The organism is Cupriavidus sp. 05T313, from assembly GCF_056396665.1.
The window spans coordinates 1-8,769 of record NZ_JBFTLX010000278.1 but is presented as its reverse complement, the minus strand read 5'-3'; the positions used below and the strand labels follow the sequence as shown (position 1 = coordinate 8,769).

General features: G+C 66.7%; 8 protein-coding genes and 3 pseudogenes. 2 read left to right on the top strand and 9 right to left on the bottom strand.

Annotated elements, in window-relative coordinates; genetic code table 11:
* The 3 genes and pseudogenes from AC1DKD_RS35530 to AC1DKD_RS35520 all read right to left on the bottom strand — a co-directional run.
* A pseudogene (locus AC1DKD_RS35530) lies at positions 1-227 on the bottom strand (alpha/beta hydrolase); the annotation flags it as partial.
* Between the two features lie 44 nt (positions 228-271).
* The gene (locus AC1DKD_RS35525; RefSeq protein ID WP_441627882.1) at positions 272-583 is read right to left on the bottom strand and encodes a nitroreductase family protein; all 312 of its coding nucleotides are present in this window, start codon (positions 581-583) and stop codon (positions 272-274) included.
* Positions 584-668: 85 nt separating this feature from the next.
* Positions 669-806 (bottom strand): annotated as a pseudogene (locus tag AC1DKD_RS35520) (nitroreductase family protein); the annotation flags it as partial.
* A 633-nt stretch (positions 807-1,439) separates the two neighbouring features.
* Between AC1DKD_RS35520 and AC1DKD_RS35515 the strand changes: the two are divergent.
* Positions 1,440-2,984 (top strand): methyl-accepting chemotaxis protein, encoded by a 1,545-nt coding sequence (locus AC1DKD_RS35515; RefSeq protein WP_441627806.1) that lies wholly within the window; start codon positions 1,440-1,442, stop codon positions 2,982-2,984.
* A gap of 198 nt (positions 2,985-3,182) precedes the next feature.
* Positions 3,183-4,358 carry an ABC transporter substrate-binding protein gene (locus AC1DKD_RS35510; RefSeq protein ID WP_477102100.1) on the top strand — a complete coding sequence of 392 codons (1,176 nt, stop codon included), beginning with the start codon at positions 3,183-3,185 and terminating at the stop codon, positions 4,356-4,358.
* Here AC1DKD_RS35510 and AC1DKD_RS35505 read toward each other — a convergent pair.
* The 6 genes and pseudogenes from AC1DKD_RS35505 to AC1DKD_RS35480 all read right to left on the bottom strand — a co-directional run.
* Complete coding sequence (locus tag AC1DKD_RS35505) at positions 4,339-4,956, bottom strand: DUF6869 domain-containing protein (protein WP_441627810.1); 618 nt, start codon at positions 4,954-4,956, stop codon at positions 4,339-4,341. The two genes, AC1DKD_RS35510 and AC1DKD_RS35505, sit on opposite strands and share 20 nt — an antisense overlap.
* Positions 4,957-5,091: 135 nt before the next feature.
* Positions 5,092-5,793 (bottom strand): ABC transporter ATP-binding protein, encoded by a 702-nt coding sequence (locus AC1DKD_RS35500; protein WP_441627812.1) that lies wholly within the window; start codon positions 5,791-5,793, stop codon positions 5,092-5,094.
* Complete coding sequence (locus tag AC1DKD_RS35495; protein WP_441627814.1) at positions 5,786-6,538, bottom strand: ABC transporter ATP-binding protein; 753 nt, start codon at positions 6,536-6,538, stop codon at positions 5,786-5,788. The genes AC1DKD_RS35500 and AC1DKD_RS35495 overlap by 8 nt, the downstream gene beginning before the upstream one ends.
* Positions 6,535-7,560 (bottom strand): branched-chain amino acid ABC transporter permease, encoded by a 1,026-nt coding sequence (locus tag AC1DKD_RS35490; RefSeq protein ID WP_441627816.1) that lies wholly within the window; start codon positions 7,558-7,560, stop codon positions 6,535-6,537. The genes AC1DKD_RS35495 and AC1DKD_RS35490 overlap by 4 nt, the downstream gene beginning before the upstream one ends.
* The gene (locus tag AC1DKD_RS35485; protein WP_441627818.1) at positions 7,557-8,423 is read right to left on the bottom strand and encodes a branched-chain amino acid ABC transporter permease; all 867 of its coding nucleotides are present in this window, start codon (positions 8,421-8,423) and stop codon (positions 7,557-7,559) included. The genes AC1DKD_RS35490 and AC1DKD_RS35485 overlap by 4 nt, the downstream gene beginning before the upstream one ends.
* Positions 8,424-8,508: 85 nt before the next feature.
* Positions 8,509-8,769 (bottom strand): annotated as a pseudogene (locus AC1DKD_RS35480) (4-hydroxybenzoate 3-monooxygenase); the annotation flags it as partial.

The following is an 8,769-nucleotide window of genomic DNA, read 5'->3' as shown; positions in this document are numbered from 1 at the left end:
AGCCCGACGTCTTCCTCGGCAAGCAGAAGGTCGGTCAACAGGGTGGCAATGCCGGCGTGGTTGAGATGGCCGGCGACATAGCGGTTGCGGGGACTGAGCCGCGAACTGCCGCTGCCATGCGCGAACAGCACCAGGCCGGTAGCAAGCGGCGGACAGACCAGGTCGCCGGGCAGCACCACACCGCTCAGATCGATGTCGATTTGCTGCTGCGAGGTTGTGCTCATCATGCGCTCCAATAGATAGCCGGCTCGCAGACGCTCGTTGCAGATCGTCATGCCGGATGCCCGGCCGCCCCGTTCGCCGAGGCAAAGCCGACGCTTTGCGCCAGCACCACGCGCTGGTCCGCATCGAGACGCATCGCGCCCGCCATGGCGCGCCTGTCCAGCAGGCCGCGCGCCACCGTCGCCAGCCCGGCGGAAGCACAGAACAGGTASACGTTCTGGCTGATGTATCCGGTGTCCAGCCCCATGTAGAACTGGCGCACCGGTTTTGCCTGCTCGTCCATCCTGGACAGGCGAGCAACAAACACCAGGTCCAGCGGCGCCTGCACCACGTAGTCCTGCAGCCCGGTGGTTGCGCGCACGTCCCCCCCCGCTAACCAGGCGCAGGCGCCAGGCCGCTGGTTCCAGCACATAGAGGCCATCGGCGAGCGCGAGGTACAGTTCGATTTCCTGCCAGTTGCGCGCCGACGGGGCGGTACGCCGGCCCGTTTCCGGTTCGCTGATGCCGTATGCCGCCCATAGCAGGCTGGAGAGCAACTCCGGCGCCAGCGGCTCACTGGTGAAGGCCCGGGTGGAGTGCCGCATGCGCAGCGCCTGCATCAGCGGCATGCCGCCTTCCATCTGCGGAGCGAGCAGTTCGACATACTCCGGCACGGCGTCGGATGTCACGATGGGATGGGTCATGCTGATCTCCAGGCATCATCGGGCGGCGCAGGATGGCTGCGCTCAGGCCCGATGACAATGAAAACGTGTGCGCTTGCCTGCGCTGGCGCGGCAGGCAGCGCTTGGCCGTCGGGCCTATCCAGCAAGACGGCCCGCGTGTTGAGTTGCTCCAGGGGCAGTGCCGACATCGTGGCATCCCGAGCGCGCCGATGCGCTTTTACTCAATTTTGCGATGGCGTCAGGTGTTTGATTTGCGCTGGATCAAGCGTTGTGACGTCGCCCGGCAATTACGCCTGCCAACGCCGGGCCACCCGCCCGCAGGGCTTGCGGAAATGCGGACAAGGCATTCTGCCTGGCGGCACAGCGTTTCGATCCAGCCCGTGCCTCCCCGATCCCGCCGGCATGATCGGCACTCAAGTCTGTCTCCCGCCCGCCGTTATTCACCATTGCCTACAGGTGCGTTCGTGATAGCACGGTGCGGCAGACAAAAGAGCGAATGGGCGCCCAAGGCGCCAGTATTTCGCCACCATTGTTATTTCCATTCAGGTAGAAGAAATGAAAAATCTTGGAATTGGGGTACGTCTCGGTATTGGCTTCGGCGTGGTGCTGCTGCTGTCAACGTTCATGACGGTGTTCAGCGTCATGGGCTTGCAGGAAGTCGCTCAACGCACGCACGACATGATGCAGCAGCCGCTGGCCAAGGAGCGCGTCGTCAGCGACTGGTATCGCCTGATGCACACGAGCGTGCGGCGCACGACCGCGGTGGCGCGGAGCGCGGACCCGGGCCTCGGCGCGTTCTTTGCCGCGGAGACGAAGGGCTCCGTCGAAGCCATCGCCGCATTGCGGGACAAGATCGAGCCGATGCTCTCCTCGGAAGCGGAAAAGGCGGCATTCCAGACGATCCAGACCGTGCGCAAGCCCTATAACGACTCCCGCGACAAGATCACCAAGCTCAAGGAAGAAGGCAGCACGGACGAAGCCAACCGGGTGCTGGAAGCCGAGTTCGTGCCTGCCGGCAACGCCTATCTCGCCGAAATCCAGAAGCTGCTCGATATCCAGCGCACCAGCATCGATGCGACCGCGCAGCACATCAACGGGATTTATGAAACCACGCGGAACCGCCTGATCGTGCTTGGCCTGCTGGTGCTGGCGATCGGCGTGGCATTTTCGCTGTGGCTGACCATGGGCATCACGCGGCCGCTCCATCGTGCCGTTGGCTTCGCCCGGAAAGTGGCGGCCGGCGACCTGACCAGCCGCATCGACGCGGATAGCAAGGACGAGACCGGCCAGTTGCTGCAAGCGCTGAACGAGATGAACGGCAATATCCTGCGCATCGTCACCCAGGTACGCACGGGCACGGAGTCCATTGCCTCCGGCACGAGCCAGATTGCCGCTGGCAACACCGACCTGTCCCAGCGGACCGAGGAACAGGCGTCGTCCTTGCAACAGACCGCTTCCAGCATGGAGGAACTGACCAGCATCGTCCGGCAGAACGCCGACAACGCAAAGCAAGCCAGCTCGCTGGCGGTCAATGCTTCCGAAATCGCGGTCAGGGGAGGCGAAGTGGTCGGCCAGGTGGTCGACACCATGGATGAGATCAACGGCGCGTCCAGAAAGGTGGTCGATATCATCGCCGTGATCGAAGGCATCGCCTTCCAGACCAACATCCTCGCACTGAATGCCGCTGTGGAAGCCGCCCGCGCCGGCGAACAAGGCCGTGGCTTCGCGGTGGTGGCCGGTGAGGTGCGCAGCCTTGCCCAGCGTAGCGCGACAGCCGCCAAGGAGATCAAGACACTGATCGGAGATTCCGCCGAGCGCGTGGAAAAGGGCTCGCAACTGGTGGGGCAAGCCGGCCACACCATGGAAGAGATCGTGGGCGCGGTCAAGCGCGTAACCGACATCATGGGCGAGATCAGCGCGGCCTCGGCCGAGCAGAGCGCCGGCATCGAGCAGGTCAACCAGGCGGTCACCCAGATGGACACGGTGACGCAGCAAAACGCCGCGCTGGTGGAACAAGCCGCAGCCGCAGCGGGATCGCTGGAAGAGCAGGCCCAGCGCCTGCAGCAAGCGGTTTCCTCGTTCCGCCTTGTTGCTGCCTGACGCGGACAACCGGCGTTAGCCGGCGCCTCTGCGCGAGGTTCCGCTGGCCAACGCCGGACCGAGACGGCCGCCATGAATGCGCGGCCCTCCCCGATTGCACCAAATCCCCCATCCCCCTAAACTCCACAGCCAGTGCCCGCGCCGGCACGCGCCCGGCCTGGCGCCGGGATCAGGGCGCACCCAACCAGGAGACCATCGATGACCTTTGCCCCCTTGCTGCGCGCCCTTGCGGCGTGCAGCGTGCTTGCCGTGGCGCCAACGCTCGCCCACGCCGCCGACCCCGTCAAGATCGGGCTGATCGCGCCCTTTTCGGGCAGCTTCGCCGACTACGGCAAGCAGATGGAGGGTGGCATCAAGGCGTTCCAGAAGCTCAACGGCGACACCGTGGCGGGCCGCAAGGTGCAGATCATCAGCAAGGACACCACCGGCCCCGCGCCCGATGTGGCCAAGCGCCTGGCGCAAGAACTGGTGGTGCGCGACAAGGTCGATGTGCTGGCCGGCTTCGGTCTCACGCCGGAGGCGCTGGCGGTGGCGCCGGTGGCCGAGCAGGCGAAGAAGGCAATGGTGATCTTCAACGCTGCGTCGTCTTCGGTGACCACCAAGTCGGGCTATATCGCGCGGGTTTCGATGACCTTGCCGCAGATCTCGGCGCCGATGGCCACGTGGGCCATCAAGAACAAGGTCCGCAAGGTGGTGACGCTGGTTGCGGACTATGCGCCGGGCATCGATGCGGAAACCGCGTTCAAGACCAATTTCATCGGCGGTGGCGGCCAGGTGATCGAATCCATCCGGGTGCCGCTGCGCAACCCGGAGTTCGCCCCGTTTATCCAGCGCATCAAGGATGCCAGACCCGAGGCGGTCTTCCTCTTCCTGCCCGCGGGCGAGCAAGGCGTGGCGTTCATGAAGGGCTTTCGCGAGCGCGGCCTGGCCGAGGCGGGCATCCGCGTGATCGCCACCGGCGACCTTACCGACGACCACGTGCTGCCGGCCATGGGTGACGCCACGCTGGGCGTGATCACGTCCTTCCACTATTCGATGGCCCACGATTCGCCGGAAAACAAGGTCTTCCTGAAGGCGTTCGCCGAAGCCAACCCTGGCGCCGGCCGGCCTAATTTCATGGCGGTAGCCGCCTACGACGGCATGCGCGCGATCTACGAAGCGCTGAAAAAGACCGGCGGCGCGACTGACGGGGACAAGATGCTGGCAGCGCTCAAAGGCATGAAGATCGCCAGCCCGCGGGGCCCGATCCTGATCGACCCGGACACCCGCGACGTGGTGCAGACGGTCTATATCCGGCGCGTGGAGAAGGTCGGTGGCGAACTCTACAACGTGGAGTTCGACAAGTTCGACAACGTCAAGGATCCGGGGAAGTAGCCCGCGCGCCGGGGCGCGGTGGCTTAGTGGTGATGGTGCCCTGCGCGCCCTGGCGCTCCTGGCGGGGAGACTGCGGTTTCTCGATGCGGGCAGGCACTTTCTCGGGTGCACGCTGCGTCTGCGCAAGGTCCGCCGTGGCGCCGCCAGGCGCCGGCCCGTCCGGCAGCCCGATGCCCTGCAGGTCGTAGCACATCCACATCGCGCGCTGCGGCACTTCATTGAAATTGCCATCGCTGGCGGCCAGGATACGCGCCCAGACCTGGGGCGTGGAACTGCGCCAGACGCCGCACAGCAGGCGGCGGAAGCGCGGGTCGCGCCCGGCCTGCCGCTCGATGCGCTCGATAAACGCCGGGCCGTGGTATTCGATCAGGTCTTCGAGTTCGCCTGCGGCGAGCGCGCCCAGCACGCGGGGACTCTCCGTATGGGCAAGGACCTCCAGCACCAGCCGCCACAGCCCTTCGGGATCGTTGACGCACAGCCAGTCGCAGGCCTGCCAGACCCAGAATGAGCGTACCTCGTGCCGACCGATGGCCGGGTCGTACCGGCTGTAACGCTTGATATAGGCGCTGACCAGCCGCTTCTGCTCATGGGTTTCCATAGTCCCCCGTCACTACCCGTCTGCAAACATGGGCATAGCCCGATTGCCGGCCACGGCTTTGCCGCCCGTGCCGGCGTGGTTCATCAACGGCCGCCAACCAACGCCAGCCCCCGGTTGACCATGCCGTGGCCTGGCTCAGGCGACCGTCAGCAACCTGTCCAGCGTGACCTTGTCCGCCAGCAACTCCGTGCTGGTCGAAGCATGTACCACCTTGCCCCGGTCGAGCACCATCGCGCGCCGGGTCATGCCAAGCGCCAGGCGCGCGTGCTGCTCCACCACAATCACAGCCATGCCGCCTTCGTCTATCAAGCGGCGGATCACGTTCTGCAATTCCTGAACAATAATAGGTGCCAAACCTTCCATCGGTTCGTCCAGTAATAGCAGTACCGGGTTTACCATTAACGCCCGGCCAATTGCCAGCATCTGCTGCTCGCCACCCGACAACTGGTTGCCCAGATTGCCCCGGCGCTCCTGCAATCGCGGGAAGATCTCATAGACCCGCGCGACGTTCCAGAAGCCCGGCCGCGCCACCGCCGTCAGGTGCTCCTCCACCGTCAGCGACGGGAACATGCAGCGCTCCTGCGGGACCCATCCCAGCCCGGCGGCGGCACGCTGGTGGGCTGCCAGCCGCGACAGGTCGCGCCCTTGCCAGTGCAGGCTGCCGCGCCGCAGCCGCGTCAGGCCCATCAGGGTCAACAGCAGCGTGCTCTTGCCCACGCCGTTGCGGCCCAGCAGGGCCAGRCTCTCACCGGCGCGGAGCGTCAGGTCGATCCCGTCGATCACCACGGCCTCRCCGTAGCCCGCGCACACCCCTTCTGCCCGCAGCAATTCAGTCATGCGCGGCCTCCCCGAGGTACACCTCCCTGACGCGGGGATCGGCGCCGATCTCCGCCGGCGTGCCTTCGGTGAGCACACGGCCGCCGACCAGCACGGTAATGCGCTCGGCAAAGCGGAATACCAGGTCCATGTCGTGCTCGATAAACAGGATGGTGATGTCGCGCGGCAAGCCGGCAATGACGCCAAACAGCTCGGCGCTCTCGCCGGCCGGGATGCCGGCCGCGGGCTCGTCCAGCAGCAGGATGGCGGACCGGGTGGCCAGCGCCAGTGCGATTTCGAGCAGGCGTTGCTTGCCATAAGGCAGGTTGCGCGTCTCGGTATCGGCATCGCGGTCGAGGCGCAGGCTGGTCAGCACCGCCATGGCCTCGTCGGCCAGCGGTCTCTGCGATGCCACGGTGCGATGCCAGATACGTGTAGCGCCGCTGCGTTCGGCCACCGCAAGCACCACGGATTCCAGCACGGTCAGCCCAGGGAACAAGGTGTTGATCTGGAAGGTGCGCGTCATGCCGCGCCGCACCCGCGCGTGCTGCGGCAGATGCGTGATGTCCTCGTCGCCGAGCCAGATGGTGCCGCTGCTGGGCGGCAAGGCGCCGGTCAGCAGGTTGATGAAGGTGGTCTTGCCGGCGCCGTTCGGCCCGATCAGGGCATGGCGCGCGCCCGGCGGGAAACGCAGCGAGATCTCGCTGTTGGCGGCAAACCCGCCCCAGGACCTGGACAGCCCTTCCGTGCGCAAGATGGCCGTCATGGCTGGTCTCCGTCCGGCTTGCGGCGCATGCCGCGCAAGGCGTCAACGGCGCCCATCACGCCGCCGCGCGCGAACAGCACGGTCACCACCAGCAACAGGCCGATCCAGAACTGCCAGTAGACCGGATTGATGCCCGCCAGCACATCCTGCGCGATCATGAAGACCGCCGCGCCAACCAGGGCGCCGTACAGCCTGCCCGCGCCGCCCAGCACCAGCATCACCAGCAACTCCGCCGAGCGCGGAAAGCCCAGCACGTCCATGCCGACGAACTGCGTGGTCTGCGCCAGCAGCCCGCCGGCCACGCCGGCCAGCGCCGCCGCCACGGCAAATACCGCGCCGAGCCGGCGCGGCACGTTGACGCCCAGCGCGGGCATGCGGCGCGCCCCTTCGCGCATGCCCCGCAGCGACAGTCCAAAGGGGGAGTCCACCAGCCTGCGCACCAGCGCAAACAGGACGAAGACAACCACCAGGCTGTAGAGGTAGGCGGTCTTGCCGAACAGATCGAACTCGAACAACCCGAGCAGCGGCGACATGGTGACGCCCGCCAGCCCGTCCACGCCACCGGTGAGGAAGGCCGCTTTGTTGGCCGCCTCGAACAGCATCAGCCCGATGCCCAGCGTGACCATGAGCCGGGTCAGGTCGCCGCCGCGCACCACCAGGAAACTCGCCAGCCAGCCCGCCACGCCGGCCACCGCGCCCGCCGCAAGCAGACCCGACAACGGCTCGCCCCAGCCATGCGCGGCCAGCAGGCCGGCGGTGTAGGCGCCCAGCCCGAAGAACGCCGCATGCCCGAGCGAGACGATGCCCGCGTACCCCAGCAACAAATCCAGCGACAGCGCGAACAGGCCGGTAATCAGCACCTGGCTGCCGAGTATCAGGTAGCCGGGCAACAGGAACCAGGCCGCCACCGGCAGCAGCCAGAACACGATCTCGCCGGCTCGCCAGCGTCCGTCCGGCAGGCGCGGGCGCAGTACGCCGCCACCCGCGCTGGCCACATCGGATACCTTGTCCAGCGCGCTCATGCCCGCCTCCCGTAGAGACCGGCCGGGAACAGCACCAGCAACAGCACCATCAGCGCATAGATGACGAAGGCGCCCACCGCCGGCACGTAGTACTTGCCGGCCACATCGGCCACGCCCAGCAGCAGCGCCGCCACCAGCGGCCCGCGGATGGTGCCCGCGCCGCCCACCGCCACCACCAGCAGGAAATACACCATGTACTTGAGCGGGAAGGAAGGATCGAGGCCCAGCACATCGATGCCAAGCCCGCCACCCAGGCCCGCCAGTCCAGAACCGAGCGCGAAGGTCAGGCTGAATACGCGCTCCACATTGATACCGAGACCGCGCGCCGCCTGCTGGTTGTCCACCGCCGCGCGCACCTGCGCGCCAAAGCGCGTACGGGCCACCAGCCAGCCCAGCGCGGCGGTGATCGCCACCACCACGCCGATCAGGAACAGCCGATAGGCGCCAAGATCCAGCCTGCCAAGCCGCACCTGCCCGCGCAGGAAAGCGGGCAGCTCCACCGGCTGCTGTCCGGGCCCGAACACGTAGGTCGCGGCGGCGATCGCCATGAAGGTGAGCCCGATGGAAAACAGGACCTGGTCGAGATGGCTGGCGCGGTAGAGACGCCGGTACAAGGTGCGCTCCAGCCCCCAGCCCACCACCGCGGCACCCGCGAAGGCCAGCGGCAGCGCCGCCAGGAAGGGAACGCCGGCGCGGCTCATCAGCACCACCGCGACGTAGCCGCCGAACATGGCGAATGCGCCGTGGGCCAGGTTGACGAAATTCATCAGGCCCATGGTGACAGAGAGCCCGACACTGATCAGGAACAGCAGGCAGCCGTAGGCCAGCCCGTCGAACAGCACGCCAAGGAAGCTGGCGATCATCGCCGGCCCTCCCCGCGTTGCGATGAGGCCCGTCCACTGCGCTGAGTCATGAAGTCTCCTGTCTTTCCAAAGGGATGGATGGGGTTCACTCGCCCTCGAAGGCGGCAAAGGGCAGCCCGACGTAGTTTTCCGCGAGAGACGCGGCCGCGGCCGGTGAAGCGGCAACGTATTCCAGCTCGGCGCGCTGCAGCCGCGCCATAAAGGGGGTCTGGTCAGGGAAACGATGCAGCAGCGAAGTCATCCACCAGGAGAAATGCTCGGCGCGCCAGACCCGCCGCAGGCAGGTGGCGGAGTACGCCGCCAGCAGGTCTTCGCGGCGTTCACCATAGTGTGCCGCCAGCGCGCG

What these genes read in the sequence shown, in the direction of transcription:
- AC1DKD_RS35505 (WP_441627810.1), bottom strand. Translation starts at nt 4,956, where the DNA reads ATGGAAACCCATGAGCAGAAGCGGCTGGTCAGCGCCTATATCAAGCGT.
- AC1DKD_RS35485 (WP_441627818.1), bottom strand. Translation starts at nt 8,423, where the DNA reads ATGATCGCCAGCTTCCTTGGCGTGCTGTTCGACGGGCTGGCCTACGGC.
- AC1DKD_RS35510 (WP_477102100.1), top strand. Translation starts at nt 3,183, where the DNA reads ATGACCTTTGCCCCCTTGCTGCGCGCCCTTGCGGCGTGCAGCGTGCTT.
- AC1DKD_RS35495 (WP_441627814.1), bottom strand. Translation starts at nt 6,538, where the DNA reads ATGACGGCCATCTTGCGCACGGAAGGGCTGTCCAGGTCCTGGGGCGGG.
- AC1DKD_RS35515 (WP_441627806.1), top strand. Translation starts at nt 1,440, where the DNA reads ATGAAAAATCTTGGAATTGGGGTACGTCTCGGTATTGGCTTCGGCGTG.
- AC1DKD_RS35490 (WP_441627816.1), bottom strand. Translation starts at nt 7,560, where the DNA reads ATGAGCGCGCTGGACAAGGTATCCGATGTGGCCAGCGCGGGTGGCGGC.